Below are 26,535 nucleotides of genomic sequence, written 5' to 3'. Positions count from 1 at the left end.
CAACTACGCCGAGATGCCTGCTTGGTACGACTGGGCCTACGGTATAAGCGAAATCGGCTTGTACTTGGTCTGTGTCCTGGCCATGGCGTTCTTGGTCGTGTTGACCACCCTGGGGGTCGCCGCGTACCGCGGACGCGCCAACCGTGCCATTCCCTCGACCCTTCCACCGGGGTTTGTCACCGCGGTGGTGTTGCCGATCTCGCTGGTGATCAGCCTGCTGGTCAACGATATCTGGCGCAAATACAGCGACGCGCAGGACACCGTGGTGGCCGAGGCGTCGACCGTGGCCGATGCCGTCCGCGCGATTCACAGGCTGCCTGCGGATTCGTCTGCCGAACTCAATGGCTTGATGTACGCCTACGTCCATGGCGACGTACCGCAGGACTGGCGCACCTACCAGACGCGGCGAACGCCGATTGAGACCCGCAGCGCGCTGAACGAGATGGAATTTCGCGTCGCTCGACTTCTGCAAAGTCCGCAGATCGACCTGCCGGCGCGCGCCACGTTGGCCGTGCTCGCCAGCGACCTGACCGACCTGGACAAGTTGCGCAAGAAGCGAACGCAGCTTTCTGCGGGTAGGCTGGACAATTCGCGTTGGGCTGTGTTGTGCGTCCTGCTGCTGACCGGGCTCGCGGTGCTGGTCGAGGTGGTCTATGGTCAACGCAAGAACTACTTCGTGAGTGTGGGCCTCTTTGTCATGGGCTACGGCACGCTCATCTACATGCTGGTGACCCACGACCGTCCGTTTTCAGGAGAGACGATTGTTTCTCACCACCCCATCGCCGAGGCTTACGCCAACCAGTTGAAATCGTTCCAGGCCCGCTGAGTCGGTCGACGCGTTGCCCTCCGACTCTGGTCGCGGCCCGCGCAACGACCGGATCGCTGCCCTGAAGATTCCCCCCAAAACACCATGCCCGCTTCTTCGCTTCAACACCTCATCAATGCCAACCACGCCTGGGCCGAACGGGTGGAGCGCGAGCAGCCGGGCTTCTTCAAGACCCTGGCGGCCCAGCAAACACCGGAATACCTGTGGATCGGCTGCTCCGACAGCCGCGTGCCGGCCAACCAGGTCATTGGCCTGGCGCCGGGCGAAGTGTTCGTGCACCGCAACGTGGCCAACGTGGTGGTGCCGTCCGACCTGAACGCGCTGTCGGTGATCCAGTTCGCCGTCGACGTGCTGAAGGTCAAGCACATCATGGTCGTCGGCCATTACGGCTGCGGCGGCGTGCTCGCGGTGCTGCACGACCAGCGCGTGGGCCTGGCCGACAACTGGCTGCGCCACGTCAACGACGTGAAGATGCGCCACCGCGGCCGTCTGATGCACCTGTGCGGCGGCGAGCAGGAAGACGCGCTGTGCGAGATGAACGCGATCGAGCAGGTCGGCCACGTCGCGCAGTCGACCATCGTGCAGGACGCCTGGGCGCGCGGCCAGCAGCTGTCGATCCATGGCTGGTGCTACGGCCTGAAGGACGGCAAGGTCAAGGACCTGCAGGTCACCATGTCGCGGCCCGATCACGTGGTGGACGTGTACCGCGCTGCGATCAAACGCTATCCGCGCGCCGCCACCTTCGTGCCCGAGCTGGACGACACCGACCCGCAGGCCGACGAGGTCTGACATGCTGCTGAACGCCGTCGATGCCGCCCTGGCACGCGACATGGCCCACGCCATGATCGACGGTTTCAACCGCCATTACCGCTTGTTCCGCACGGAGTCGGCGCGTGCCAAACACCGTTTCGAAACCTGCGACTGGCGCGGTCAGCAGCGTGCCCAACGTGAGCGCATCGAGTTCTACGACCTGCGCGTGCGCGAATGTCAGCGCCGGCTGGAGCGGGAATTCAAGGCCGGCGACCAGCCCATGGCCGTGTGGCAACAGGCCAAGCTCAATTACATCGGGCTGCTGGTGCAGCACAAGCAGCCCGAGCTGGCCGAGACCTTTTTCAATTCGGTCACCACCAAGATCCTGCACCGCAGCTATTTCCACAACGACTTCATCTTCGTGCGCCCGGCCATCAGCACGGAGTACCTGGAAACGGACGACCCCGGTGCCAAGCCCACCTTCCGGTCGTTCTATCCGAGCATCGACGCCCTGCACGCCACCATGGCGGAGGTGCTGAAGTCTTACGACCTGCGCTGCCGCTTTGACGACATCGAACGCGACGCCCAGCGCGTGGCCGATGCGCTGCGCAGCGAGCTGGGCACCGACCGCCAGCGCCCCAACTTCCAGGTGCAGGTGCTCTCCAACCTGTTCTACCGCAACAAGGGCGCGTACCTGGTCGGCAAGCTGATCAACGGCTTTCGCGAAGTGCCGTTCGCCCTGCCGCTGCTGCACCGCGATCCGGGTGTGGTCTATGTCGACGCGGCCTTGTTTGGCGAAGAGGACATGCTGCTGCTGTTCAGCTTCTCGCGTGCCTACTTCATGGTGGACATGGAAATTCCGTCAGGCTACGTGCAGTTCCTGCGCAGCCTGATGCCGCGCAAGCCGCGCGCCGAGATCTACAACGCACTCGGCTTGGCCAAGCAGGGCAAGAACCTGTTCTACCGCGACCTGCTGTGGCACCTGCGCCATTCCACCGACGCCTTCCGCATCGCGCCGGGCATCAAGGGCATGGTCATGCTGGTGTTCGACCTTCCCAGCTTTCCCTACGTCTTCAAGGTCATCAAGGACTGGTTTCCGCCCCCAAAGGACACCACGCGCGAACAGGTGCGCGCGAAGTACCAGCTGGTCAAGCGCCACGACCGCGTCGGCCGCATGGCTGACACCATGGAGTTCTCGCTGCTCGCCTTTCCGCGCAGCCGCTTCGACGACGCGCTGATCGCTGAGCTGGAGCAGCACGCCGCCAGCCAGCTGGAAGTGTCCGACCGCGACGGCGACGGCCAGACCGAAGTCATCCTTGGCCACGCCTACATCGAGCGGCGCATGGTCCCGCTCAACCTCTACCTGCAGGAAGCCTTCGACGCCGGCCCCGATGACGCCGCCGCCAATGCGCAGCTGGAACACGTCGTCATCGAATACGGCAACGCCATCAAGGACCTGGTCGCCGCCAACATTTTCCCGGGCGACATGCTGTGGAAGAACTTTGGCGTCACCCGCCACGGCAAGGTCGTTTTCTACGACTACGACGAGATCGAATACCTCACCGACTGCAACTTCCGGCAGGTTCCTGCGCCGCGCAACGAAGAAGACGAGATGAGTGGCGAGGTCTGGTACAGCGTCGCCAAGAACGACGTCTTTCCCGAAACCTTCGGCCCCTTCCTGCTTGGCAACCCGCGCGTGCGCGAGGCCTTCATGCGCCACCACGCCGACCTGCTCGAGCCCGGCTTCTGGCAAAGCACCAAGGAGCGCATTCAGCGCGGCGAAGTGCTGGACTTCTTCCCCTACGGGGCGCACCGGCGGTTTGAGTTCAATGGCGGGGTAAAGGGCGCAGGCGAGTTGGTCGACCCGGCGGCGGCTCAGGCGGAGACACCGGCGGATCGGGCAGATACAAGTACCCCGACAACGGCGGAGCCGTCGGAGTAGTGAGTGCTATGAACGGAGCGGAAAAAAATGGATGGAAGAGAACTCGAAGCGTTTGTCATCGGACCCATCGGCGATAAGGACGCTGAGTCTGGGAGTCCCGCGCGCATAGCGTACGAACGAGCGATAGAGGTTCTCGAAGAGATCATTGAACCTGCGTGCAAATTTTGCGGCTTGCAATCAGTACGAGCTGATCAGATATCGAGAACTGGAGAAATAAATGACCAAATCTTTAGGCGACTTAGAGACGCCTATCTTGTCATAGCCGATGTAAGTGGGGCGAACCCGAATGTAATGTATGAACTTGGTCTGAGGCATTCGACGGGAAAACTGACTGTTCAGATTGGCGAGCGTGATCATTTGCCATTTGATATATCGGCAATTCGAACTATCCGTTTTAAGCGTACGCCTAACGGTATCGTAGAAGCCAGAAGACAGCTTGGGTCTAGTATTTCAACCGCCTTGTCAAGTGGAGGTGACCCCGTCGCGGCGACTCGAATATGGTTTGAATCGCGGGGTGAGCTTGTGCCGGAAGAGGGTGAGACAGCACGCATTGACGATGAAGAGACTGATGAACCAGGATTCCTGGAAATTCAAGCGGAGAGCGAGATCGCCATAGTCGAGTTGACGCAATCGTTGGAGGTTTTGTCGACTATTACCGAGGAGATCGGCGTGATCTTTACCAAGGGGACTGCTCAGGTGCGATTGATCGAAAGCCGAGCCGGTGGTGCCGTCGACAGACTCGCGCTCGCCGATCAGCTGGCAGGCGAATTGGAGGGGCCAGCTACTCGATTTGGAATTGGTTCCGCAGAGTACGCGCGGCACCTAGATCGTGTATTGCCAGGGATGATTTCATTAATGGATCAGATTGAGGCGGAGCCCTTGCTTGTAAATGATGCCGCGGGATTTTTGGAAAGCGCGTTGGGTTTCCTGGTTTCTACTCGAGAAGCGTTAGATAGCACAAAAAAATTCGGAGAGTCCTTTCAAGGGACGGGTGCAATGACCAGAAAAATGAAGCGCGTAGCTAAAACCATAAACTCGGGAATTAATTTGATGATTGATAGTTCGAACAAGATTTTTAACCTCGAAGATAGAATTATTTCTATTCAGTCAATTCAGAAGGAGAGCAAAAATGTCTAAAGAAGATATCGTCATCGTTTCCGCCGCCCGCACCCCTATGGGCAGTTTCCAGGGCGACTTCTCTGGCCTGGCCGCACACGACCTGGGTGGCGCGGCCATCAAGGCGGCGGTGGAGCGCGCCGGCATCGACCCTGAGCTGGTCACCGAAGTGCTGTTCGGCAACTGCCTGCTGGCGGGCCAGGGCCAGGCGCCGGCGCGCCAGGCCGCGTTCAAGGGCGGGCTGCCCAAGTCGGCCGGCGCGGTGACGCTGTCCAAGATGTGCGGCTCCGGCATGCGCGCGGCCATGTTCGCGCACGACATGCTGGTGGCAGGCACGCACGACGTGCTGGTGGCCGGCGGCATGGAAAGCATGACCAACGCGCCCTACCTGCTGCAAAAGGGCCGCGGCGGCTACCGCATGGGCCACGACCGCATCTTTGACCACATGATGCTGGACGGTCTAGAAGACGCCTACGAGCCCGGCCGCAGCATGGGCACCTTTGGCGAAGACTGCGCGGCCAAATACAACTTCACCCGCGACCATCAAGACAAATTCGCCATGGCCAGCGTCCAGCGTGCGCAGGAAGCTATCAAGAGCGGAGCGTTCAAGGACGAGATCACGCCCGTGACGCTGAAGGACCGCAAGGGCGAGCGCGTGGTCGACACCGACGAAGGCCCGGGCAAGATCAACATCGACAAGATCCCCACGCTCAAGCCCGCGTTCAAGAAGGACGGCACGGTGACGGCCGCGGCCAGCTCCAGTATCAACGACGGCGCAGCCGCGCTGGTGCTGATGCGCGAATCGACCGCCAAGCAGATGGGCCTGAAACCGTTGGCGCGCATCGCCAGCCACGCCACGCATGCGCAAGAGCCCGAGTGGTTCAGCACCGCCCCGATCGGCGCGACCCAAAAGGCGCTGAAGAAGGCCTGCTGGGCCGTGGACGACGTCGACCTGTGGGAAATCAACGAAGCCTTTGCCGTCGTGCCGATGGCGTTGATGCACGATTTGAAAGTGCCGCACGACAAGGTCAACGTGAACGGCGGCGCCTGCGCCTTGGGCCACCCGATTGGCGCCAGCGGCGCGCGCATTCTGGTCACGCTGCTGTACGCGCTGAAGCAACGTGGGCTGAAGAAAGGCCTGGCCACGCTGTGCATCGGCGGTGGCGAGGCGACCGCGATGGCGGTCGAGATGCTCTGAAATGAGGAGCTGTCTGCGCAGGTGGTTGTAAGGTCGGAGGCCTATTTCTTATGAAAATCGGAGAAAGCACCTCATGATCACGAGCATCGCCGATCTGCGGCGTCTGTACCCCCAGGCGTCGCCGCGTTCGCGCGCCAAGGAGCTGGACCACCTGGACGAGACGATGCGGCGCTTCATCGCGCATGCGCCGCTGTGCGTGCTGGCCAGCGCGGGCGCGACAGCGCAGGACGCGCTGGTGGATGCGTCGCCGCGCGGTGGCCGGCCGGGCTTCGTGCAGGTGGCCGACGCGCGCACGCTGCTGATCCCTGATGCCACCGGCAACAACCGTCTGGACACGCTGGAAAACCTGATCGCCGACCCGCGCATCGGTGTGCTTTTTTTGATCCCCGGCGTGAACGAAGTGCTGCGTGTGAACGGCCGTGCCGCCTTGCGCGACGAGGCCGCTTTCGCCCGGCGCTTCGCTCAGCCCGAGGCGCGCAAATTGCCAGCGCTGGTCATCGAGGTGGCGGTGCAGGAGGCCTACCTGCATTGCCCCAAGGCCTTGATGAGATCGCGCTTGTGGGAAGCGGACGAGCGTGCGGCGGCGGGCACCTTCCCGTCGATGAATGCGATGCTAAAGGCCCAGCTAGGTGCCGACATCGTGACCGAGACCGACGCGCAGGCGTGGTCGCGCTACGCGGCCCAGCTGGCCGACGAAGGCCTGACGGTGGCGGAGAAGGACTGAGCCATGGCCAGCACCACCTTCGTATTGGGGGCGTCGCGCGGCATCGGCTGGGAACTGGTGCAGCAGGCGCTGGCGGACGGTGAGCGCGTGATCGCAACCGCGCGCGGTGACGACGCCCTGGCGCGTCTGCGCGCGGCGGGCGCCACGGCCTTGCGGGTGGACTTGTCCGATCCGGCGAGCGTCAGCGGCCTCTCCTGGCAGCTCGACGGCGAGAAGATCGATACCGCCTGGCACGTTGCGGGCGTCATGTGCTCGCGCGCCAGCGCCACCCAGCCACCCTCGCGCGAGCAGTTCGACCGCGTCATGCACACCAACGTGCTGGGCGCCATGCAGGCCATTCCACAGGTCGCGCCGCTGGTGCAGGCGGCGGGCGGGCGCTACGCCTTCGTGTCGAGTGCGATGGGGCTGATCGGCGGCGTGTCGGGCTCCGGCGCGTGGCTGTACCGCGTGAGTAAGGCGGCGCTGAACATGGCGGTGGCGTCGGCGCACACCGCGTACCCGGGCAGCACCTTTGTCTGCCTGCATCCGGGTTGGGTGCAGACCTCCATGGGCGGCGACAGCGCGCCCGTGACGGTGGCCGACAGCGTTAGCGGCATGCGGCGCGTGGTGGCCGCGCTTCCGCCGGACGCGGGGGTGCGCTTTGTGCACCACGATGGCAGGCCTGCGTCCGGCTGGTGAGGTCCTGTCTCCTGCCGCCTGGTGCTCGGCTACGATTGGCCGATAGGAGACATGCTGCGCATGAAAAGAATGCACCCACAGGGGCGCCGACGTTGAACCGCTGGAATTTGCCTCTGGCCGCTGGATTGACGGCGATCGTCTTCGGCCTGATGGGATGCGCCGAAACGGGCGGAACAACGGGTCACCCATCCCCATCCACGGTGACCGCCGCCACCGCACAGCCCGGCCGCCTTGACGCCGGCCTGCTGCAGGCCGCGCGCGCGGAGCAACCCGCGCTGATGCGCACGCTTGAGCGCCTGGTCAACATCGAAACCGGCACCGGCAACGCAGAGGGCCTGGCCCAGCTCGCGCAGGTGCTGGAGCGCGAGTTGCGTGCGGTTGGTGCGACGGTGACGCGGCACAAGCCTGACGGCGACGTGGTCGGCGACAACCTGGTCGGGCGGATACCCGGCAAGGGCGCGACCCGGTTGCTGCTGATCGCCCACATGGACACCGTGTACCCGAAAGGCACGCTGGCCAAGCACCCGTTTCGTGTGGAAGGCGATCGTGCCTACGGCCCTGGCGTGGCAGACAACAAGGGCGGCATCGCGCAGATCCTGCACACGCTGCGGCTGCTGAAGGCGCGCGGGGCGGAACACGGGCCGATCACGGTGATGCTCAACAGCGACGAAGAGCGCGGCTCGTTCGGCTCGCGCGCGCTGATCCAGCGGCTGGCCGCCGAGGCCGATGCCGTGCTGTCGTTCGAGCCGACCTCCCAGCACGAAGAGCCACTGATCCTGGGCACTTCCAGCATTGCCTACTACAAGGTGGCGGTGCAGGGAGCGTCGGCGCATGCCGGGGCCAACCCGGAACTGGGCGTCAACGCGCTGGTCGAGGCGGCGGACATCATCGGTCGCACGCGCGAGCTCGACAACCCGGCGCGCGAATTGCGCTTCAACTGGACCGTCATGAGCGCGGGGACGGTGCCCAACGTGGTGCCCGATCGCGCGCAGCTGGAGGCCGATATCCGATTCGCGCGCGAGGAAGACCTGACAGGCTTGCTGCGCACGCTGGAAGACCGCATCCAGAACCAGAAGCGCCTGGCCAAGTCGGAAATCACCATCCGTGCCGAACGCGGTCGCCCTGGCTTCACCGCCAACGCCAGTGGGCGGGCGATGGGCGCGCAGGCGCAAGCCATCTACGCGGAACTTGGCCAGACGCTGGCGGTGATCGACCGCGTGGGAGCCGGCACCGATGCGGGCTACGCCGCGCTGTCGGGCAAGCCCGTGGTCGAAAGCATGGGCTTGCCGGGGTACGGCTTTCACAGCGACGAGGCCGAGTACGCACTGATCGACGCGATTCCGCGGCGCCTGTACCTGACCGCGCGCATGATCATGGAATTGTCACAAAGGAAACCTTAAGCCATGTTGTTGACCACCGACCAGGAAATGGTGCGCGATGCCGTGCGCACCTTCGCGCAGGAACAGCTGTGGCCGAACGCCGCGCAATGGGACCGTGAGCACAGCTTCCCCAAGGCCGCCCATCAGGGCCTGGCCGAACTGGGCTGCTACGGCATCTGCGTACCGGAAGAGTATGGCGGTGCGGGGCTTGACTACGTGACCCTCGCGCTGGTGCTCGAGGAAGTGGCCGCCGGGGACGGGGGCACCAGCACGCCGATCAGCGTGACCAACTGCCCGTTCAACGCCATCCTGATGCGCTATGGCAGCGAGGCACAGAAACAGCAATGGCTGGCGCCGGCCGCGCGTGGCGAAATGCTGGGCGCCTTTGCGCTGACCGAGCCGCACGTCGGCAGCGATGCGTCCAGCCTGCGCACCACCGCGGTTCGTGACGGCGATGAGTACGTGCTCAATGGCGTCAAGCAGTTCATCACCAGCGGGCAAAACGGGCACGTGGCGGTGGTCATCGCCGTCACCGACAAGTCGGCGGGCAAGAAGGGCATGAGCGCCTTCATCGTGCCGACCCACAACCTAGGCAACACCGGCTGGGTCGTCGCCCGCCTCGAAGACAAGCTGGGCCAGCACAGCAGCGACACAGCGCAGATCAACCTCGAGAACTGCCGCGTGCCCGCCGAGAACCTGATCGGCCAGGAAGGCGAGGGCTACCGTATCGCACTCAGCGCGCTGGAGGGTGGCCGCATCGGCATCGCCGCGCAAAGCGTCGGCATGGCGCGCAGCGCGCTCGAAGTGGCCATCCAGTACGCCAAGGAGCGCGAGAGCTTTGGCACCGCCATCTTTAACCACCAGGCGGTGGGCTTTCGGCTCGCCGACTGCGCCACGCGCCTCGAAGCGGCGCGCCAGCTGATCTGGCACGCCGCTGCGCTGCGCGATGCGGGCTTGCCCTGTCTGAAGGAGGCGGCCATGGCCAAGCTGTTCGCCAGCGAGACGGCCGAGCAGGTCTGCAGCGCGGCCATTCAGACGCTGGGCGGCTACGGTTACGTCAACGACTTTCCGGTCGAGCGCATCTACCGCGACGTGCGCGTCTGCCAGATCTACGAAGGCACGAGCGACGTGCAGAAGATCATTATCCAGCGCGCGCTGTGAATGGCCGCACGCTGCCGGTGAAGCGCGCGTGAAGTTGGCTTGAAAGTGTAAGGAGCGGCCCCCGACCGCTTGCGGCCAGACGTTATCCGACTAGGCTTGAATGCGTTGCCGTGGCAGCGCCCACAGCCGCTACTACGTCGGAAACGTCCATGCCTCGTCTGTCCGTTGCGCCACGTGCGCCGTTCGCCCCCTTGCTGCTGGCTGCCGCACTGCTCGGCGGGTGCGCATCCCTTGCCGCGCCTGCCAGCCCAGCGGCCGCGCTTCAGGCCGCGGATCGTCTCACCTGGGGCGTTGAAGCCTCCCTGCCAGCAGCGCTGTCGCGCGGTGCGACGACCGCTTGGCTCGATGCGCAGCTTCGGGCCGATAGCGCGCCGCTGGTCTTGCCCACACAGGTGCAGGCGCGCATTGAGGCCATGACCATCAGCCAGCGCCCCATGCCGGCCCTGGTGGCCGACATGGCCGCGCAGCGCAAGGCGGCCAACGCGCTGACCGACGACGAAGCCAAGGCGGCCGAGCGCCGCCGCTGGCAGCAGGAGATGACGCGACTGGCGCGCGAAGCGGCCGAGCGCCACCTGCTGCGCGCCGTCTATTCGCCGCGCCAGGTGCAGGAGCAGATGACCTGGTTCTGGCTCAACCATTTCAGCGTCTACCAGGGCAAGGGCCTGGTGCGCGCGATGGTCGGCGACTACGAAGACAGCGCCATCCGAGCGCACGCGCTGGGCAGGTTCCGCGATTTGCTGGGCGCCGTGGTGCGCCACCCGGCGATGCTGCAGTTTCTGGACAACGCGCAGAACGCCGCTGGCCGCTTGAACGAGAACTACGCACGCGAGCTGATGGAGCTTCACACGCTGGGCGTGGACGCGGGCTACACCCAGCACGATGTACAGGAGCTGGCGCGCGTGCTCACGGGTGTCGGCGTGCAGACCGACGCTTCGCGCAAGCCGCCGCGCCTGCCGCCCCGGTTGCAGCCGCTCTACGTGCGCGAGGGCGTGTTCGAGTTCAACCCGCGTCGCCACGACATGGAGCCGAAGACCTTTCTTGGCCAGCCGATCCGTGGCCAGGGCATGGCTGAGGTGGACGAGGCGCTGGATCGTCTGGTGCGCGCGCCTGCCACGGCGCGCTACCTCAGCACCAAGCTCGCGCACTACTGGCTGGCCGACGACGCCCCGGCGGCGCTGATCGAGCGCATGGCGCAGACCTTCCAGCGCAGCGACGGCGACATCGCCGCCACCTTGCGCACGCTGTTCACGTCCAGCGAGTTCGCGCAAGGGGCGGGTCGCAAGTTCAAGGACCCGATGCGCTACGTCGTCTCGGCGCTGCGGCTGAGCTACGGCGATACGCCCTTGATGAACACCGCACCCGTGCTCAACTGGCTCAACCGTCTGGGCGAGCCGCTGTATGGCCGGCAGACGCCCGACGGCTACCCGCTCTCAGAGGGTGCCTGGTCCAGCCCGGGGCAGATGGCCACGCGTTTCGAGGTCGCGCGGTCCCTTGGCGTTGGCCGGCCCGACTTGGCACGTTCGCCGGGCGAGGAAGCGCCTGCTGGCGCACCCGCCGCGCCGTCCGGTGCACGCGCGGTGTATGCGCAGGCACCCGGCGCCGCCACGCTGAGCGCGCGCACCCGTCAGGCGCTGGCGCAGGCCCGCACGCCAGGCGAGTGGAACACCTTGCTGCTCTCGTCACCGGAATTCATGCGCCGCTGAAGCGCCAGACCAGTCGCCGCATTCTTCAAGGACTTGCCATGCAACGCCGCCAACTGCTCCACACCCTGGGCACGCTGCCTCTCGCCGCGGGCGCTGGCGCCCTGCTGGCGGCGCCGGCCGCCAGCGCACGCCTGCTGATCGTCTTTCTGCGCGGTGCGTACGATGGCTGCAACCTGCTGGTGCCCACGGGCAGCAGCTTCTACTACGAGAGCCGCCCTGACATCGCGATCGCCAAGCCTGGCGCAGGTGGTGAGGCCGATCCGCTGGCCGCGCTGCCGCTCGATGCGCAGTGGGGACTGCATCCGGCCCTCAAGAACAGCCTTTGGCCGATGTTCCAGAAGCGCGAGCTGGCCTTTGTCGCCTTTGCGGGCACGGATGACACCTCGCGCAGCCACTTCGAGACCCAGGACGGCATCGAGCTCGGCCAGCCGCTGGACGGGCGGCGCAACTACCGCTCAGGCTTTCTCAGCCGTTTGGCCGAGGTGGTCAACGGAGCCGCGCCCATGGCTTTCACCGACCAGCTGCCGCTGTCGCTGCAAGGGCGTCTGCAGGTGCCCAACATGGCGCTGCGCGCAATCGGCAAGCCTGCTTTGGACGCACGCCAGCGCCAGCTGATCGCCGACATGTACGACGATACGCCGCTGGCGGCCCCGGTGCAGGAGGGCTTTGCGGTGCGTGCCAATGTGGCGCGTCAGTTGGCGGACGAGATGGACGCGGCTGGCCGCAACGCGCTCACTGCGCGCGGCTTTGGCGCCGAGGCGCGGCGCATTGGCCGCTTGATGGCCAGCGGCTACAACCTCGGCTTCGTCGACGTGGGCGGCTGGGACACGCACGTCAACCAAGGGGGCGCCCAGGGCAACCTGGCCACGCGCCTGGGCGATCTGGGGCAAGGCTTGGCCCAACTGGCCGAAGCCATGGGCCCGGCCTGGCGCGACACCACCGTGGTGGTGCTCAGCGAGTTTGGCCGCACCTTCCGCCAGAACGGCAACCGCGGCACCGACCACGGCCATGGCACCGTGTACTGGGTGTTGGGCGGCGGCGTGCGCGGTGGCCGTGTGGTGGGCGAGCAGGTGCCGGTCGACGCTGCCCACCTGTTCCAGAACCGCGACTACCCGGTGCTGAACGAATACCGCGCGGTGCTGGGCGGGCTGTTTGCGCGCCAGTTCGGTCTGCGCCCGGCGCAACTGGCCAAGGTGTTCGAGGGCGTCACGCCGCGCGATCTGGGTCTGGTGTGACCGGTGTTCGGTGCGCCCTTGCCGTGTTCGAAATTTCAGGAAAAAGTGCCTGTAGCCCGCTTCCAGATTGCGCAGGAAGCTACCTTAAATGTAGCTAATTGAAGAGCGTGTGCGCTTAAACGATGGCCGCCAGGAAACGCAGCGAGCGCTGCAGCACGCGCTGGCCGTCGTCCTGGTCCAGGTTGAACTGGTACTCGTGGCCCAGCGCGGGCTGGTGGTCCTTGGCGTAGAACTGGCTGTCCACGCGCACGCCGTGGCGGGTGAGGGCGGCCACCAAGTCGCGCGACTGGCTTTCCAGCGGGTCGTGGTTGCCGGCCGACACGAACGCCGGCGGGAAGTCGCGCGTGACGTAGTGCAGCACCGACGCGGGGCGGAACTTGGGCGCATTCAGGAAGTCGCGCTCGCCCGCGTAGGCCCACAGCACGGTCTGCAGGAAGGGGCCGAACGGCCCCTTGAAATCCACGGTGGCGATGTCGTAGGCACCGCAATACAACAGCACGCCGCGCAGCTGGGCGCGCTGCAGCGTGGGCGCCACACCGACCTCGCGCGCGTACGTCGGCACGCTGATCAGGTTGGCGACCTGCGCGGCCAGCTGCGCGCCGGCCGAGTCGCCCGCCAGCACGATGCGCTGCGGGTCCACGTGCAGACGCTGGGCGTGCGCCTGCAGGTGGCGCAGCGCGGCGCCGATCTGGCGCAGCGGCTCGGGGTAGATCTTGCGCGGTGCGATGGAATAGTTGACACCCACCACCGTGTAGCCGTGGCTGGCCAGGATGCGCAGGTAGTTGGCCACCTGCCCCTTGTCGCCCGACACCCAGGCGCCGCCGTGGACCCAGACGATGGTCGGCAGCGCGCGTCCGCTGCGCGCCGCGTCGGCGGGCGTGAACACGTCGAGCCGCGCGTCGGCATCGCTGGCGTCGTAGGACTCGTCGAGCACCTCGTGCACGCCCGCCGGCACGTGCTTGGCCAGGGCCTTCGCCATGGCTTCGCCGCCATGGTCGAAGCCCAGCCGGATCAGCGCCGCCGTTGGCCGCGGGCTGATGCCCAGGCTGGTGCAGCCGGCCGCCATCAGGGCGCCACCCAGCGCGGTCAGGCAGGCGCGGCGGCCGGAAGCGGGTCGAAGCGTCGCGTCAGGACTGTGTATTTTTGTTTTCAGCATTCGCCGATTGTGCCGGAGCATTGCGGCTGCGCGGACAACATTCACATTTCGCTGGGCGCGTGCCGGTTGGGGCGCGCGTCGCCACGCAGGGTCAAGCGAAATATGGGTGAAATCTGCCTTTGGCGCTACAACCACCTGCGCAGGCAGCTACCAAATGGGTAGCAAACGTCAGCTTTCCGCGTCCATCGCCCGCTGCGAGTCGCGGTTGCGCAGCACCACGGTGATCTGGCCGTTGGTTTCGATGGTGGCCAATTGCACCTCGTGCGTGTGCAGGCAACCGGCGGCGCGCAGGGCGGCGTGCACGTCGTCGACGGTCAGCCGTTCCGACCGCATCACGTCCTCACGCAGCTCGCCCTTCTGAATCAGCGTCTGCGGCGCGCCGTCAATCCAGCGCGCGATGCGCCGGTTGCGCCAGCACAGGCGCGCCATCACGACGTGGCAGGCGATCAGCGTCAGCGCCGAAATCATGCCGCCCACCAGCGAGTTGTCGCCGCCGTTCATGCTGTTCTGCACGGCGTTGGACAAGATCAGCAGCAGCACCAGATCGAAGGGGTCGTACTGCCCGATCTGGCGCCGCCCGGTCAGGCGCAGGAACACCAGCAGGAAGGCGTAGACGATGATGCCCCGCACCACGAACTCCCACCACGGCACACTCATCTGGAACATGGCCAATCTCCGACAATAGCTTGCGAATACCCCATCTTGCCCCAAGCCATGCCGCTGCGCGCCGCCGATTCCTGCCCCTGTGGCCGCCACAACGCCCGGCGCCAGCCGCTGACGTGGGCGGCGTGCTGCGGGCGCTATGTGGACGACTGGACGCTGCCCGCACCGGACGCGGAGAGCCTGATGCGCTCGCGCTACAGTGCCTTCGTGGCTGAGCGGGCAGACTACCTGCTGGCGACCTGGGCCGAGCCTCAGCGCCCGGCCGCGCTGGACTTCGACCCCGGCGCAAGGTGGCTGGGGCTGGAGGTGCGTTCGCACCAGGCGACCGGTGCGGAGCAGGCCGAAGTGGAATTCGTCGCGCGCTGGCGCGTCGCGGGACGGGCGGTGCGGCTGCACGAGCGCAGCCGTTTCGTGCGCCGCGCCGACGCCGCTGGCGTGCTGCGCTGGTGGTATGTGGACGGAGATCAGTATTAGGTGTTTTTGGGCTCCAGCCCTAGAGCGACGTGCGCAGACAGCTATGAAAAAAGAAGTTAACAACGCCCCTGAAGCGGTGCGGGTGGCGCGATGAGAATCATCATTCTGGGCGCCGGGCGCGTCGGCGAAAGCGTGGCCGAGACGCTGGCGTCCGAGGCCAACGACATCACCGTGGTCGACCCCGACCCGGAGCGCCTGCACGCGCTGGAAGAGCGGGTTGAACTGCGCGGCGTGGCCGGCAACGGCATTCAGCCGTCGGTGCTGCGCGGCGCCGGTGCGGACGACTGCGACCTGTTCATCGCCGCCACCTCGCTGGACGAGACCAACCTGGTGGCCTGCAAGATTGCGCACGACGTGTTTGGTATCCCGACCACCATCGCGCGCCTGCGCTCGCCCGAGTTCGCCACCGGCGACAAGCTGCTGGAAAAGGACGGTTTCGCGGTCGACCACGTGATCTGCCCCGAAAATTCGGTCACGCGCTACATCCACCTGCTCATCGAATACCCCGAGGCGCTGCAGGTGGTGCAGTTCTCGCAGGGGCAGGCGCACCTGGTCGCGCTGCGGGTGGCCTACGACAGCCTGCTGGCCAACCACACCATCGCCGAATTCCGCGCGCTGCACCCCGACCTGCCGGTGCGCATCGTCGCGCTGTACCGCGGCGAGCAAGACCAGCTGATCGATGGCGACACCAAGGTCTTTCCCGGCGACGAGATCTTCATCCTGGTGCCCCGCGAAGGCGTGCGCGCCGCGCTGCACGCCATCGGCAACCCGGACCGGCCGGTGCGCCGCGTGATGATTGCGGGCGGCGGCCGCGTCGGCCTGCGGCTGGCGCGCAGCCTGATCGGCAAGTGCGAGGTCAAGCTGATCGAGCGCGACCGCAAGCGCTGCGAATACCTGGCGTCCGAGCTGCCGCCCGACATGCTGGTGCTCGAAGGCGACGGTGCCGACGAGGAGCTGCTGCTGGACGAGAACGTCAGCGACATGGACCTGTTCATCGCCCTGACCAGCGACGACGAGGACAACATCATGTCGGCCATGCTGGCCAAGCGCATGGGTGCGCGCCGCGTGATGGCGCTGATCAACCGCCGCGCCTACGCCGACATGATGCAGGGCAGCACCATCGACATCGCGATTTCGCCCTCGCACGCCGTGATCGGCGAGCTGCTGATGCACGTGCGGCGCGGCGCGGTGGCCGCAGTGCACAGCCTGCGCCGCGGCACGGCCGAGGCGCTGGAGGGGGTGGCGCACGGCGATGCGCGCACCTCGCACCTGGTGGGGCGGCGCATCGAGCAGATTCCGCTGCCGCCGGGCGCGCGCATCGGCGGCATCGTGCGCGGTGCCGGCAACCAAGCGCGGGTGGTCATCCCGACACACGACGTCGAGATCGAGACCGACGACCACGTCATCATCTTCCTGCCGCACAAGCGCATGGTGCGCGAGGTGGAGAAGCTGTTCCAGGTGCGCGCCACCTTCTTCTGAGCGCAAGCGCCCCGTCACATGAAGCGCTTTGCCGCCACCTTTCTCGTGCTCTCATGGGTGATCATGGGGTTCTCGTTCGCCTTCTTCGTGCCGATGGCGTGGGACTGGGTGGGCGAGGGCGGCCAGAACACGCGCGTGTGGGCCTGGTGCTTTCTGTTCACGCTGGCCACCGGCACCTGGCTGTGGTGGCGCACACGGCACGCGTCGCGTGAGCTGTCGGTGCGCGACGGCTTCCTGCTGGTCACGCTGGTGTGGGTGGTGCTGCCGGCCTACGCGGCGCTGCCGCTGCTGTTCGTGGTGCACGGCATCGGCTTCACCGACGCGTATTTCGAAGCCATGAGCGGCCTGACCGCCACCGGCGCCACCTCGCTCGCGGGGCTGGATCTGCTGGCGCCGTCGGTCAACATCTGGCGCTGCTTTCTGCAGCTGATCGGTGGCCTGGGCGTGATGCTGCTGGCGGTGGCCGTGCTGCCGCTGCTGGGCCTGGGGGGCACCCAGCTCTACAAGGCCGAGATGCCCGGCCCGATGAAGGAGCAGCGCCTGACGCCGCGCATCGCCGAGACCGCGCGCGGCCTGTGGGGCGTGTACTTCGTGCTGTCGCTCAGCTGCATGCTGGCCTACCGCTGGGGCGGCATGAGCTGGCCCGATGCCTTCATGCACATGTGCACGACCGTGGGGCTGGGCGGCCTGTCATCGCACGACGACAGCTTCGGCTACTGGAATTCGCCCACGCTGGAGTGGATGGCCGTGGTGTTCATGACGCTGGCCGGCATCAGCTTTGCGCGCTACTTCCTGGTGTGGCGCCAGCGCTCGCTGCACCCGGTGACGCGCGATGCCGAAGTGCGTGCCTATGTGATGGTGCTGCTGCTGTCGTCCGTCGTGGTCACGCTGATGCTGCTAATCCACCAGGAGTACCCCGACTTCGCCACCGCGATCCGGCAGGCAGCCTTCCAGGTGGTGTCGGTCGCCACCACCACCGGCTACGCCACCACCGATTACCTGCTGTGGCCGTCCTTCGTGCCGGTGCTGCTGCTGTTTCTGGGCTGTTTTGCGTCGTGCGCGGGCTCCACGGGCGGCGGCATCAAGATGGTGCGCATGCTGGTGTTGATCAAGCTCGCGCAGCGCGAGCTGGTGCGCATCCTGCACCCGCGCATCGTGCGCCCGATTGCGCTGGGCAACGTGACCGTGCCGACCGACGTGATCTGGGCCGTGATGGCCTACATGCTGATCTACGGCGGCGTGATGGTCGGGCTGACCATGCTGATGCTGGCTTCGGGCCTGGACGTGGTGACCGCCTTCACCGCCGTGGTCGGCAACCTCAACAACATCGGCCCAGGCATGGGCAAGGTGGGGCCGGCAGGCAACTACGGCGCGCTGACCGACTTCCAGATCTGGATCTGCACCATCGCCATGCTGCTCGGGCGGCTGGAATTGCTGTCGGTCATGGTGCTGTTCACTCCCCAGTTCTGGAGGCGGTGATGCCGTTTGAAGCCGTGCTTTTCGACTGCGATGGCGTGCTGGTCGACAGCGAGCCGATCACCATGGCCGTGCTGCGCGACCTGCTGGCCGAGGCCGGTTGGGACATGCCCCTGGCCGCGTGCATGGCCGAGTTTGTCGGCGTCACGGTGCGCAGCAAGACCGCGCTGATCGAGGCGCGCACCGGCAAGCCGCTGACCGACGCCTGGATGGCGCGCTTCTATGCCGAGCGCAACGCCGCCCTCACGGTCAGCCTGCAGGCCATCCCGGGCGCCCATGCCGCCGTGGAAGCTGCGCACGCGGCCACCGGTGGGCGCATCGCCTGTGCCTCGGGCGCCGACCGCTTCAAGGTGGAGATGCAACTGGCGCAGGTCGGCCTGACGCCCTGGTTCGGCGGCGCGGTGTTCAGCGGGCATGACATGCCGCGCACCAAGCCCGCGCCCGACGTTTATCTGGCCGCCGCCGCGCACCTGGCCGCAGCTCCTGCGCGCTGCCTGGTGGTGGAGGACACGCCCACCGGCGTGCAGGCCGGCGTGGCCGCAGGCGCCACGGTGTGGGGCTACTGTCCGCCGGGCGGCCCGGCCGAGACGCTGCGAGCGGCCGGCGCGCGGAAGCTGTTCGCGCGGATGGACGACTTGGCGAGCCTGCTGCGCGCCTGAGCGGCGGACTCCTTCGTTCCGATCAAAGCCCGGCGCCTCGTTTTTTGCTACCGTTGGGCCATGAGCCCTCAACCCACCCCGGCGCATCTGGCGCCCACCGAAGCGATCGACAGCACCCATCCGGCTGTGCTGGCCTTCGTGCGTGAACACGACCGCGGCGCCGATGAGCGCCAACGCGCCGTGGCGCTGGTGCATGCCGTGCGCGACGCCTTCCGCTACGACCCCTACCGCATCGACCTGTCGCCCGACGGCATGCGCGCCAGCACCGTGCTGGCACAAGGCTACGGCTGGTGCGTGCCCAAGGCCACGCTGCTGGCGGCCGTATGCCGTGCCGCCGGCCTGCCGGCGCGCCTGGGCTTTGCCGACGTTCGCAACCACCTGTCGACCGAGCGCATGCGCGAGACCATGAAGACCGACATGTTCATCTGGCACGGCTACACCGAGATCTGGCTCAACGGCGCCTGGCGCAAGGCGACGCCCGCGTTCAACCTGAGCCTGTGCGAGAAGTTCGGGCTGCACCCGCTGGACTTCGATGGCGAACACGACTCGATCTACCACGCGTTCGACAAGGCCGGCAACCGGCACATGGAGTATGTGAACGAGCGCGGCAGCTTCGACGATTTGCCGCTGGACCAGATCGTCAGCGACTTTCGCCGCGAGTACCCGGGCTGGCTGGCAGGCTCGGACGTGCAGAGCGCGCTGCTGGCCGACAACTTCGAGGCCGACGTGGCGCGCGAAGTGGGTGCCCATCGCTCATGACTTTCAAAATGCTGCCAAAGTAATAGCTGCTCGCGCAGGTGGTTGTAGGCGGAAAAGCCTATTCTGCATACATCTCGGATCACAGCCGCACCGGTGGCACGCTGCCCAGCAGGCGGATCAAATCCTGCTGGCGCATTGCGCCGGTCTTGGCGAAGATGGCCGACAGTTGCGTGCGCACGGTGCTCAGCTTGACGCCCAATTCGGTGGCGATGTCGGCCGGGGGTTGACCGCGCAGCAGCAGCGGCAGCACGCGCGCCTCGGCCGCCGACAGGCCGAAGAGCCGGGTGACGAAATCGGGCACGCCCGTCGGCGCATGCCCTTGCTGGGCCAGCAGCAGCATGCAGGCGCCAGGCGGTGGCGCCGGATTCGGGGCACCGTCAGCGGTAAGACGACGATGCTCGTCGATCGGCAGCGCCAGCGCCATCAGGCGGCGCTGCTCGTCCCCCAGCACCAGTCCGCCGCCGCGCCCTCGCGCCGCCGCGTGCACCAGCCGGGCGAGGGCATCGTGCGCCGTTACCCGCACTGGCAACTGACCCAGCCAAGGCGCCAGCGATGGCGTGGCGGCGAGGGCGCGCGCGGCGTAGTTGGCGTAGAGCGCCTGCGCCGCGGGGTCGAGCATCACCATGCCGAAGTCCAGTGCGTCGAGGAACTGGTGCAGCAGGCCGACCTGCTCCTGTCGCCGGCGCTGCAGCCAGTGAAGGTCGAACGCGCGCAGCAGGTGCGGGTAGAGCAGGTGAAGCCGTGCGACGTCGGCGGCGTCGAAATCGGGCTGCTGCGGGTGGCGGAACAGGTTCAGCAGCATCGGTGGCGCCAGGCCTGGCACGCTGCCGTCGGACATCACCGCCGTCAGCATGTGCTCGACCGGGTAGCGCAGCATGTACTCGCGGTAAAAGCGGGTCTGGCGCAGCACCGGCGCAGGCACCAGATCCGTGCCGCGCAGGATGCTGCCCTGCATGAACGCATTGCGCACCAGGCCGGCCTGCAGCCAGGGGTTGTCGGGCAGCCAGCGTTCCGCGTAGGCACGGTTGAGCTCCTCTGGCAGGTTCCAGGCGGCGTAGAAGCTCGGCGCTTGCGGCCCTTCGCCGTCGGTCGTGCACCAGCAGGCCACGTCGGCCCGCAGGGCCGCGGCCAGCGCGCGCACCACTTCCGTCCACGCTTCGTCGTGGCCCACGGCCCCGTACAAGGTGTGCAGGAATTGATCGAACTCGGTGAGGGAAAGCGGCGCAGTGCCACCGGCTGGCACGCTCATACGCTTTTCTCCAGCAGGCGCACCGGGGGCACGCTGCCCAGCAGGCGGATCAGGTCCTGCTGGCGCATCGCACCGGTCTTGGCGAAGATGGCCGACAGTTGGGTGCGCACGGTGCTCAGCTTGACGCCCAGATCGGCAGCGATGTCCGCGGGCGAGTGACCGTGCAACAGCAGCGGCAGCAGGCGCGCCTCGGCCTGGCTCAGGCCGAAGGTGCGTATCACGAAGTCCAGTGCCGACGAAGGCATCTGGGCGTAGGTGGTCAGCAGCAGCATGCACGCACCGGGTTGATCGGTCGGCCCGCCCACGGGCAGCGCCAGCGCGATCAGCTCGGGCGTGCGCTCGCCCAGCACGCGCCCGCCACCCTGGCCGCGCGCGCAGCTTCGTACCAGCTTGCCCAGCGGCTCGTGCGTCTGCACGCGCTGCGGCAGGCTGCCCAGCCAGCGTGCCAGGGTGGGCTGGGTGCTGAGCTCGCGTGCGGTCTGGTTGGCGTAAGTGACGGCAGCGGCTGGGTCCAGCATCAGCAGGCCGAAATCGAACGCGTCGAGAAAGCGGTGCAGCAGCGTGACCTGGTCTTCCAGCCGCCGCGTGCTCCAGTGCAGATCGAACGCGCGCAGCACGTGCGGGTACAGGCGCCGCAGCCGGGCGACATCGCCGGTGCTGAAATCGGGCTGCGTCGGCCGCCGAAAGAAGCTCAGGTGGGACGGCGGCGCCATGCCGGGCGTGCGCCCGTCGGAGACCAGGCACACCAGCAGATGTTCGGCCGGCAGCGTGGCAAGGTAGTCGCGGTAGAACGGACTGGCGCGCAGTACGGCAGGGGGCACCAGGTCGCTGCCGCGCATGATGTTGCCCTGCCGCATCAGGCCGCGCGCCACGCCCTGCTGCAGCCACAGGTCGTGCTGCCACCAGTGGTCCGAATAGGCGCGCGCCGCGGCTTCGGGGTGGTTCCAGGCGGCGTAAAAGCTCTGGTCGCGCTGGCCCTGGCCGGCGGCCACGAGCATCGAGAAGCTGGCGTCGAATTCCTGTGCGATCACCTGCAGAGCATCGGACCAGGCCGCGTCCGCGCCCACGGCGCGGTACAGGGCCGTCTGAACGCGATCGAAGGCGGCCAGTGAGACCTCGTCTTCGGCTGCGGTTGCGGGCACAGGCTCAGCGCCCGCAGCGGTGCTCAGCACCTCGGGTTCGGGGGCGCCGGTCGGCATGGTGTGGGTTTCCCTTCCTCGGCACTGCGCTTGGGGAGTGATGTTTTGGCACACCCGGGCGCAGTCCGCAAGAGAATTGTTGAGGCAGGGTCAACGCCGGGCATCCTTCATGTGAAGGATGTGTACTCCCTGGAGATTGGGTTGAAGACCCAGAAAATGCAGTAACAGCGGGCGTAAACAGCTCCTGAAACAGGAGCAAGAAGCGAGCCCGGAAGATGTCGTCGGGCGGCCACGCCCCCAGGCCTCAGCGGATCGGCCGGCGCGCAGTTGAGAAGCGGCGCGTTGCAGCTGCCGCGCAGATGAGTGCCAGCAGCGCCAGGCTCCATTCGCGGAGCGTGGAGACCGCCACGGGGGCTGCCGCGTTCAAGGTCAGCGCGACGGGGCCCTGGACGGCGGTGGCGTCGCGGTGGCAATAGTCGACGATGCGCAGCGTCCAGTTGCCGTTGATCTGCGTCGGGGTCAGGCCGGCGAAGGTGGCGTTCAGCGGCGTGCCGACCCCACTGGAGCTGACCGCGCCCCCGACTTCGGAGGTGTAGTAGGTGCCCGGCGAAATCACCGCGTCGTCGGCCGCCGCCGCAGCAGCGGCCCAGATGCTGGCCGCTCCGGGCGCACTGGGATCGACGAAGCGGTAGGTGCCGGAAAGAACGGAGAAGTCGCCCGGGCTGAGCGCACCATTCGCGCCGATGCGGCCGACCAGCGGCAGGCTGGGCGCGCCACCGGGCGCAACCAGGTCGATGATCACGTCCCCGGCGCTGGCCACCGACAGCCCGATCTGCACCGACAGGCTGCTCAGCGGGCCGGTGATGCCGCTCACCGGAATGGTCAGGTTCAGCGGGTCGGCCGGGGTGTTACAACCGTTGGCCGGATCGGGCACGGCGGCTGGTAGCGCCGTGGTGGTGACGAAGGTCTGCGCCTGCAGCGCGCCACTGGCGGCCAGCACGGTCGTGGCAATGAACAAGGAGCGGGTCAGCTTCATGGTGGTGCCCCTCGGGTTCAGGAAAATCTTGTCAGAAAAAATGGCGAAAGCCTAGGCAGAGCAAGCGCAAGCAGCTACCAAATCAAGAGCGGATGGCGCGCCCCCGCCGCCACCCCATAAGCGCACCGCAGCCCAGCGCGAGCCCTACCAGCGCGCCAATCGACAGCGTGGGCACCGGCACCACGCCGCCATCGGCGGTGGGTGTGACCATTGCCGGCGCCGAGGCCGGACCCGCACCGGCGGCATTGACCGCGCGTGCCACGCATTGGTACGGCGTGCCGTTGACCATGCCGGTCAGCGCCACCGGGCTGAGGCCACTGGCAGTGACCGGTGCGCCAGGCCCCATCGGCGTGCAGGTCACGTTGTAGCCGGTCACCGGGCCGCTGCCAGTGTCGGCGGGCGCTGCCACGGTGACCATTGCCCCGCTGTTGAGGCCCTGCGTCTGCGTGATGCTGGGCGCCAGCGGCGCGCCGGCCTGCTCAACGATCTGCGCGAGGTTGCTGCGCGACTGCCCGTCCACCAGGGCGAACCAGCCGCCGATCAACACATCGGTCGGGCTGCGCGAGAAGGCGGTGTACGTGATGAAGCCGGCGTTCAGCACGCCGACGTCGGTCAGCGTGGGGTCGAGCGCGCCGGTGCTGTAGTTGATGCGCGCCACGCGCCGCAGCGGCGTGCCCGCGACGTTTTCAAAGCCCCCGACAATGACGACCCGGCTGGCGTCGGCGCTGACGATGTCATGCACCGATCCGTCCGCGTCGACCGTGAAGCCGGCGTCCAGCGTGCCATTGGCGTTCAGCCGAGCCAGCCCCTCGCGCGCCGCGCCGACAATCGTGCCCAGTGAACCGCCCACGAGCAACTGCCCGTTGGGCTGAAGGTATAGCGCGTTCACCCAACCTGTGATGGCGGGGTTGGCGAACGTGGTGTCTAGCGAGCCGTTGGCAGTCAGCCGGACCAGCGCGTCACGCGGTTGCCCATGCGCCACGTTGAAGAAGCCGCCCGCCAGCACGGCGCCGTCGGGCTGCAGCGCCAGGGTGCGCACCTGGTTGTCCAGGGCGGGGTTGCTGAAACCTGCGTCCAGCGCGCCCGCAGGGGTCAGGCGGGCGAGGTAGTCGCGTGCCGTGCTGTTGACCTGCGTGAAGCCGCCGCCGATGAGCACGCTGTTGTCGGGCTGCATCACCATGGTCAGGATTCCTTCGCTCCCGGCAGTGACGCTGGCGGTGTAGGTGGCATCCAGCGTGCCGTCGACGTTCAGGCGGGCGATGTTGCTGCGCGCCACGCCGTTGACTGCGTCAAACCGTCCGCCGATGACGATCTTTCCGTCCGACTGCACGGCGATGGCGTGCACCTCGCCCGCGTTGGCACCCTGGGTCACGCTGGCCGTGAAGCCGGTGTCCTGCGCCAAGGTAGCCGCGTTCAGCCGCACGATGCCTTTGCCAAGGGTGCCACTGCCGAAAAACTCGGCGCCGCCTACCAAGATGCCCTGCGTCGGGGCGTTAGCGTGCGGCACGATATCGAACACCTCACCCGCCTCGGGCGCCCACGGCGTGGTGACCCAGGCGGCGGAAACGGGGGCGACGGCACCGAGCGCCAGGGCAACCAGCGCGAAGAGGGCGCGCCAGCGGCGCAGGAGACGTTGAGGAAGTTGAGCGGACACGGCGATTTCCTTGGCGGGCGATGCGATGCCGGCGATTGTGGAAATCGGCCGCGCTAAAAACATCCGTCATCTGAAGGAGTGTGGCGGTCGCCCGAGCAAGAGCTGCGGTGGACTCAATATCTCGACAAAAAAGGCTTTGGCAGGCGTGGAGCAAGCGCAGGCAGCTACATTTTTTGATACGACTGTGTGAAATATGCGCACAACACCGAGGCGGATGAGCCACCCGTGTTCACCTCGCCCCCAACGCGCTGGCCGCTACGATCGCCGCATGACCGACATCACCACCCTTCAAGCCGCCCTGACCGATTACTTCGCGCCCTGGGTTCAAGCGCTGGGCCTGCGTGTGGAGCCGACGCAGCCTGAAGGCGCCGTGTTGCTGCGCTTGCCGCACAGCGAGCAATTGGCGCGCAGCGGCGGCATGCTGTGCGGGCAGGCCATGATGGCGGCGGCCGACACCGCGATGGTGCTGGCGCTGATCCGGCACTTTGGCGAATTTCGGCCATGCACCACGGTACAGCTCAGCACCAGCTTCCTGAAGCCGCTGTCGAACCAGGACGCGCTGATTGAAGCGCGCGTGCTGCGCGCTGGCAAGACCATGGCGTTCGGTGAGATCGACTTGCGCGGCGCGGACGACGGCAAGAGCGTTTGCCGCGCTAGCACCACCTACGCGCTGCTTTAGGCGGCCAGCAGCGCCTCCACGGCGGCGCCCAGCGCCAGGATGCGCGCGTCGGCCATGGCCGGACCGGCCAGCGTGAGGCCGACCGGCGCTTCGCCCGCGCGATGGCAGGGCAACGACAGCGCGCAGCCGTCCAGGAAGTTGATGAAGGTGCTGTTGCGCAGGATCAGGCCGTTGGCGGCGGTGTAGGCGTCGTCGCTGGCTTGCAGGTCGGCAATCGCTGGCGCGACCACCGGCACCGTGGGCATGAGCAAGGCGTCGTACGACGCGATGCGCGCTTCGACCTGGGCGATCCAGCGGCGGCGCGCCTGCTGCAGGTCGATGTAGTCGGCCGCGCCCATGGCCTGCGCGCCGCGGATGCGGCTGGCCACGCGCCGGTCGTAGTCGGTTTCGTGCTTAGCCAGCAGGCCTCGGTGCCAAGCCCAGGCTTCAGCGGCGGCCAGGGTGCCGCGCGCGTGCAGGGCGCCCAGCTCGGCGAACTCGGGGATGGCCAGCGGCGCCAGCAGCGCACCGGCTTCAGCCAGGCGGGCACAGGCGCGCTTAAAGGCCGTGGCGACCTGCGCGTCCATGCCGTCCAGCGCCAGCGTTTGCGGTATGGCCAGGCGAGCGCCGCGCAGCGGCAGTGCGGCCTCAGACGGCACCGGTTCGCCCGCCAGAATCGCGTCGACGATGGCGCAGTCGCGCACGCTGGCGGCCAGCGGACCGATCGAATCGAGCGATGTCGACAGCGGCACGGTGCCTGCGATGGGTACGCGGCGCTGCGTCGGCTTGAAGCCGGTCAGCCCGCACAGCGCCGACGGAATGCGCACCGAGCCGCCGGTGTCGCTGCCAATGCCGACCGCGGCCATGCCGTCGGTCACCGACACCGCCGCGCCGGACGACGAGCCGCCCGGGATGCGCCCGGTGGCGCGGTCCCAGGGGTTCTTGGGCGTGCCGTAGTGCGGGTTGAGGCCGAGGCCGGAGAACGCGAACTCGGTCATGTTGGTGCGGCCGACGATGACGGCGCCGGCGGCGATCAGGCGGTCGATGACCGGTGCGTTGCGCGTGGCGGGCGCCGCGCCTTTCAGCACGACGGAGCCCGCGGTCGTGACTTGACCCGTTACGTCGAACAGATCCTTGATGGACACCGGAACGCCTTCCAGCGGCGAACGCACGATGCCTGCCGCGCGCAGCGTGTCGGACGCCTGCGCGGCCGCACGGGCGCGCTCCGCGTCCAGCCGCGTGAACACGCGGGCGCCTTCGCCGGCAGGGTCTTGCGCGCGCGCGAGGGCGGCGGCGGTCAACTGCTGGGCGGTGGTGCGGCCGGCGGACAGATCCGCGCTGAGCGATTGAAGGGTGGGGAGTCGCATCGTCGTCACTATGGAAACAGTAGCTGCTTGCGCTCGCTGCACAAGCGCTTCAGC

General features: G+C 67.1%; 25 protein-coding genes. 18 read left to right on the top strand and 7 right to left on the bottom strand.

The features are described from left to right. Positions 1-97: 97 nt before the first annotated feature. The 11 genes from FVQ98_RS03970 (at position 98) to FVQ98_RS03920 (ending at position 12,712) form a co-directional block, all read left to right on the top strand. Positions 98-826 (top strand): bestrophin-like domain, encoded by a 729-nt coding sequence (locus FVQ98_RS03970; protein WP_187265619.1) that lies wholly within the window; start codon positions 98-100, stop codon positions 824-826. Positions 827-910: 84 nt separating this feature from the next. Further along, positions 911-1,615 carry a carbonate dehydratase gene (gene can / locus FVQ98_RS03965; RefSeq protein ID WP_147912120.1) on the top strand — a complete coding sequence of 235 codons (705 nt, stop codon included), beginning with the start codon at positions 911-913 and terminating at the stop codon, positions 1,613-1,615. Position 1,616: 1 nt separating this feature from the next. Next, positions 1,617-3,518 carry a bifunctional isocitrate dehydrogenase kinase/phosphatase gene (gene aceK, locus FVQ98_RS03960; RefSeq protein WP_147912119.1) on the top strand — a complete coding sequence of 634 codons (1,902 nt, stop codon included), beginning with the start codon at positions 1,617-1,619 and terminating at the stop codon, positions 3,516-3,518. Positions 3,519-3,545: 27 nt separating this feature from the next. Continuing rightward, positions 3,546-4,655 carry a hypothetical protein gene (locus FVQ98_RS03955; RefSeq protein WP_147912118.1) on the top strand — a complete coding sequence of 370 codons (1,110 nt, stop codon included), beginning with the start codon at positions 3,546-3,548 and terminating at the stop codon, positions 4,653-4,655. Further along, the gene (locus FVQ98_RS03950; RefSeq protein WP_147912117.1) at positions 4,648-5,832 is read left to right on the top strand and encodes an acetyl-CoA C-acyltransferase; all 1,185 of its coding nucleotides are present in this window, start codon (positions 4,648-4,650) and stop codon (positions 5,830-5,832) included. The genes FVQ98_RS03955 and FVQ98_RS03950 overlap by 8 nt, the downstream gene beginning before the upstream one ends. Before the next feature lie 73 nt (positions 5,833-5,905). Next, on the top strand, positions 5,906-6,556 hold the full coding sequence (locus FVQ98_RS03945; RefSeq protein WP_147912116.1) for an MSMEG_1061 family FMN-dependent PPOX-type flavoprotein: 651 nt from the start codon (positions 5,906-5,908) through the stop codon (positions 6,554-6,556). 3 nt (positions 6,557-6,559) lie between these two features. Then, positions 6,560-7,234 (top strand): SDR family oxidoreductase, encoded by a 675-nt coding sequence (locus tag FVQ98_RS03940; protein ID WP_147912115.1) that lies wholly within the window; start codon positions 6,560-6,562, stop codon positions 7,232-7,234. Between the two features lie 200 nt (positions 7,235-7,434). Next, the gene (locus FVQ98_RS03935; protein WP_187265618.1) at positions 7,435-8,634 is read left to right on the top strand and encodes a glutamate carboxypeptidase; all 1,200 of its coding nucleotides are present in this window, start codon (positions 7,435-7,437) and stop codon (positions 8,632-8,634) included. A 3-nt stretch (positions 8,635-8,637) separates the two neighbouring features. Continuing rightward, complete coding sequence (locus FVQ98_RS03930; protein ID WP_147912113.1) at positions 8,638-9,774, top strand: acyl-CoA dehydrogenase family protein; 1,137 nt, start codon at positions 8,638-8,640, stop codon at positions 9,772-9,774. 149 nt (positions 9,775-9,923) lie between these two features. Next, a complete protein-coding gene (locus tag FVQ98_RS03925; protein WP_147912112.1) occupies positions 9,924-11,477 on the top strand; it encodes a DUF1800 domain-containing protein in 1,554 nt (517 codons plus the stop codon). Between the two features lie 38 nt (positions 11,478-11,515). Then, positions 11,516-12,712, top strand: coding sequence for a DUF1501 domain-containing protein (locus FVQ98_RS03920; protein WP_147912111.1), 1,197 nt, complete (start codon positions 11,516-11,518; stop codon positions 12,710-12,712). A gap of 115 nt (positions 12,713-12,827) precedes the next feature. On the opposite strand, the gene FVQ98_RS03915 is transcribed toward FVQ98_RS03920, so the two are convergent. Beyond that, positions 12,828-13,868 (bottom strand): alpha/beta hydrolase, encoded by a 1,041-nt coding sequence (locus FVQ98_RS03915; RefSeq protein WP_222707551.1) that lies wholly within the window; start codon positions 13,866-13,868, stop codon positions 12,828-12,830. A 168-nt stretch (positions 13,869-14,036) separates the two neighbouring features. Next, complete coding sequence (locus FVQ98_RS03910; protein ID WP_147912110.1) at positions 14,037-14,534, bottom strand: DUF421 domain-containing protein; 498 nt, start codon at positions 14,532-14,534, stop codon at positions 14,037-14,039. Positions 14,535-14,582: 48 nt separating this feature from the next. Between FVQ98_RS03910 and FVQ98_RS03905 the strand changes: the two genes are divergently transcribed. The 5 genes from FVQ98_RS03905 to FVQ98_RS03885 all read left to right on the top strand — a co-directional run bounded on the left by FVQ98_RS03905 (position 14,583) and on the right by FVQ98_RS03885 (position 19,378). Further along, on the top strand, positions 14,583-15,005 hold the full coding sequence (locus tag FVQ98_RS03905; RefSeq protein ID WP_147912174.1) for a YchJ family protein: 423 nt from the start codon (positions 14,583-14,585) through the stop codon (positions 15,003-15,005). Between the two features lie 90 nt (positions 15,006-15,095). Further along, on the top strand, positions 15,096-16,484 hold the full coding sequence (trkA, locus tag FVQ98_RS03900) for a Trk system potassium transporter TrkA (RefSeq protein ID WP_147912109.1): 1,389 nt from the start codon (positions 15,096-15,098) through the stop codon (positions 16,482-16,484). Positions 16,485-16,502: 18 nt separating this feature from the next. Further along, the gene (locus FVQ98_RS03895) at positions 16,503-17,963 is read left to right on the top strand and encodes a TrkH family potassium uptake protein (RefSeq protein ID WP_147912108.1); all 1,461 of its coding nucleotides are present in this window, start codon (positions 16,503-16,505) and stop codon (positions 17,961-17,963) included. Further along, positions 17,963-18,619 (top strand): HAD family hydrolase, encoded by a 657-nt coding sequence (locus FVQ98_RS03890; RefSeq protein WP_187265617.1) that lies wholly within the window; start codon positions 17,963-17,965, stop codon positions 18,617-18,619. The genes FVQ98_RS03895 and FVQ98_RS03890 overlap by 1 nt, the downstream gene beginning before the upstream one ends. Positions 18,620-18,679: 60 nt before the next feature. Then, complete coding sequence (locus tag FVQ98_RS03885) at positions 18,680-19,378, top strand: transglutaminase-like domain-containing protein (RefSeq protein WP_147912106.1); 699 nt, start codon at positions 18,680-18,682, stop codon at positions 19,376-19,378. 79 nt (positions 19,379-19,457) lie between these two features. Here FVQ98_RS03885 and FVQ98_RS03880 read toward each other — a convergent pair whose 3' ends face one another. The 4 genes from FVQ98_RS03880 to FVQ98_RS03865 form a co-directional block, all read right to left on the bottom strand. Continuing rightward, a complete protein-coding gene (locus tag FVQ98_RS03880; RefSeq protein ID WP_147912105.1) occupies positions 19,458-20,627 on the bottom strand; it encodes a helix-turn-helix transcriptional regulator in 1,170 nt (389 codons plus the stop codon). Continuing rightward, positions 20,624-21,826, bottom strand: a complete 1,203-nt coding sequence (locus tag FVQ98_RS03875) for a helix-turn-helix transcriptional regulator (RefSeq protein ID WP_147912104.1) — start codon at positions 21,824-21,826, stop codon at positions 20,624-20,626. The genes FVQ98_RS03880 and FVQ98_RS03875 overlap by 4 nt, the downstream gene beginning before the upstream one ends. Positions 21,827-22,070: 244 nt before the next feature. Continuing rightward, entirely contained in the window at positions 22,071-22,802 is a 732-nt protein-coding gene (locus FVQ98_RS03870; RefSeq protein WP_147912103.1) for a hypothetical protein, read from the bottom strand. Between the two features lie 82 nt (positions 22,803-22,884). Next, entirely contained in the window at positions 22,885-24,456 is a 1,572-nt protein-coding gene (locus tag FVQ98_RS03865; RefSeq protein ID WP_187265616.1) for a delta-60 repeat domain-containing protein, read from the bottom strand. A 10-nt stretch (positions 24,457-24,466) separates the two neighbouring features. Here FVQ98_RS03865 and FVQ98_RS19575 point away from each other — a divergent pair, with 10 nt between their 5' ends. Beyond that, positions 24,467-24,646 (top strand): hypothetical protein, encoded by a 180-nt coding sequence (locus FVQ98_RS19575; protein ID WP_187265615.1) that lies wholly within the window; start codon positions 24,467-24,469, stop codon positions 24,644-24,646. A gap of 78 nt (positions 24,647-24,724) precedes the next feature. Further along, a complete protein-coding gene (locus FVQ98_RS03860; protein WP_147912101.1) occupies positions 24,725-25,135 on the top strand; it encodes a PaaI family thioesterase in 411 nt (136 codons plus the stop codon). On the opposite strand, the gene FVQ98_RS03855 is transcribed toward FVQ98_RS03860, so the two are convergent. After that, positions 25,132-26,481 (bottom strand): amidase, encoded by a 1,350-nt coding sequence (locus FVQ98_RS03855; protein ID WP_147912100.1) that lies wholly within the window; start codon positions 26,479-26,481, stop codon positions 25,132-25,134. The genes FVQ98_RS03860 and FVQ98_RS03855 overlap by 4 nt on opposite strands. Positions 26,482-26,535: the final 54 nt, after the last annotated feature.

Source organism: Ottowia flava (genome assembly GCF_008017535.1).
In the GTDB taxonomy this organism is placed as follows: domain Bacteria; phylum Pseudomonadota; class Gammaproteobacteria; order Burkholderiales; family Burkholderiaceae_C; genus Ottowia; species Ottowia flava.
The sequence above is the reverse complement of the archived record's forward strand: the minus strand, read 5'-3'. Positions and strand labels throughout refer to the sequence as shown.

What these genes read in the sequence shown, in the direction of transcription:
- can (WP_147912120.1), top strand. Translation starts at nt 911, where the DNA reads ATGCCCGCTTCTTCGCTTCAACACCTCATCAATGCCAACCACGCCTGG.
- aceK (WP_147912119.1), top strand. Translation starts at nt 1,617, where the DNA reads ATGCTGCTGAACGCCGTCGATGCCGCCCTGGCACGCGACATGGCCCAC.
- FVQ98_RS03955 (WP_147912118.1), top strand. Translation starts at nt 3,546, where the DNA reads ATGGATGGAAGAGAACTCGAAGCGTTTGTCATCGGACCCATCGGCGAT.
- FVQ98_RS03950 (WP_147912117.1), top strand. Translation starts at nt 4,648, where the DNA reads ATGTCTAAAGAAGATATCGTCATCGTTTCCGCCGCCCGCACCCCTATG.
- FVQ98_RS03945 (WP_147912116.1), top strand. Translation starts at nt 5,906, where the DNA reads ATGATCACGAGCATCGCCGATCTGCGGCGTCTGTACCCCCAGGCGTCG.
- FVQ98_RS03940 (WP_147912115.1), top strand. Translation starts at nt 6,560, where the DNA reads ATGGCCAGCACCACCTTCGTATTGGGGGCGTCGCGCGGCATCGGCTGG.
- FVQ98_RS03930 (WP_147912113.1), top strand. Translation starts at nt 8,638, where the DNA reads ATGTTGTTGACCACCGACCAGGAAATGGTGCGCGATGCCGTGCGCACC.
- FVQ98_RS03925 (WP_147912112.1), top strand. Translation starts at nt 9,924, where the DNA reads ATGCCTCGTCTGTCCGTTGCGCCACGTGCGCCGTTCGCCCCCTTGCTG.
- FVQ98_RS03920 (WP_147912111.1), top strand. Translation starts at nt 11,516, where the DNA reads ATGCAACGCCGCCAACTGCTCCACACCCTGGGCACGCTGCCTCTCGCC.
- FVQ98_RS03915 (WP_222707551.1), bottom strand. Translation starts at nt 13,868, where the DNA reads ATGCTGAAAACAAAAATACACAGTCCTGACGCGACGCTTCGACCCGCT.
- FVQ98_RS03910 (WP_147912110.1), bottom strand. Translation starts at nt 14,534, where the DNA reads ATGTTCCAGATGAGTGTGCCGTGGTGGGAGTTCGTGGTGCGGGGCATC.
- FVQ98_RS03905 (WP_147912174.1), top strand. Translation starts at nt 14,583, where the DNA reads ATGCCGCTGCGCGCCGCCGATTCCTGCCCCTGTGGCCGCCACAACGCC.
- trkA (WP_147912109.1), top strand. Translation starts at nt 15,096, where the DNA reads ATGAGAATCATCATTCTGGGCGCCGGGCGCGTCGGCGAAAGCGTGGCC.
- FVQ98_RS03895 (WP_147912108.1), top strand. Translation starts at nt 16,503, where the DNA reads ATGAAGCGCTTTGCCGCCACCTTTCTCGTGCTCTCATGGGTGATCATG.
- FVQ98_RS03890 (WP_187265617.1), top strand. Translation starts at nt 17,963, where the DNA reads ATGCCGTTTGAAGCCGTGCTTTTCGACTGCGATGGCGTGCTGGTCGAC.
- FVQ98_RS03885 (WP_147912106.1), top strand. Translation starts at nt 18,680, where the DNA reads ATGAGCCCTCAACCCACCCCGGCGCATCTGGCGCCCACCGAAGCGATC.
- FVQ98_RS03880 (WP_147912105.1), bottom strand. Translation starts at nt 20,627, where the DNA reads ATGAGCGTGCCAGCCGGTGGCACTGCGCCGCTTTCCCTCACCGAGTTC.
- FVQ98_RS03875 (WP_147912104.1), bottom strand. Translation starts at nt 21,826, where the DNA reads ATGCCGACCGGCGCCCCCGAACCCGAGGTGCTGAGCACCGCTGCGGGC.
- FVQ98_RS03870 (WP_147912103.1), bottom strand. Translation starts at nt 22,802, where the DNA reads ATGAAGCTGACCCGCTCCTTGTTCATTGCCACGACCGTGCTGGCCGCC.
- FVQ98_RS03860 (WP_147912101.1), top strand. Translation starts at nt 24,725, where the DNA reads ATGACCGACATCACCACCCTTCAAGCCGCCCTGACCGATTACTTCGCG.
- FVQ98_RS03855 (WP_147912100.1), bottom strand. Translation starts at nt 26,481, where the DNA reads ATGCGACTCCCCACCCTTCAATCGCTCAGCGCGGATCTGTCCGCCGGC.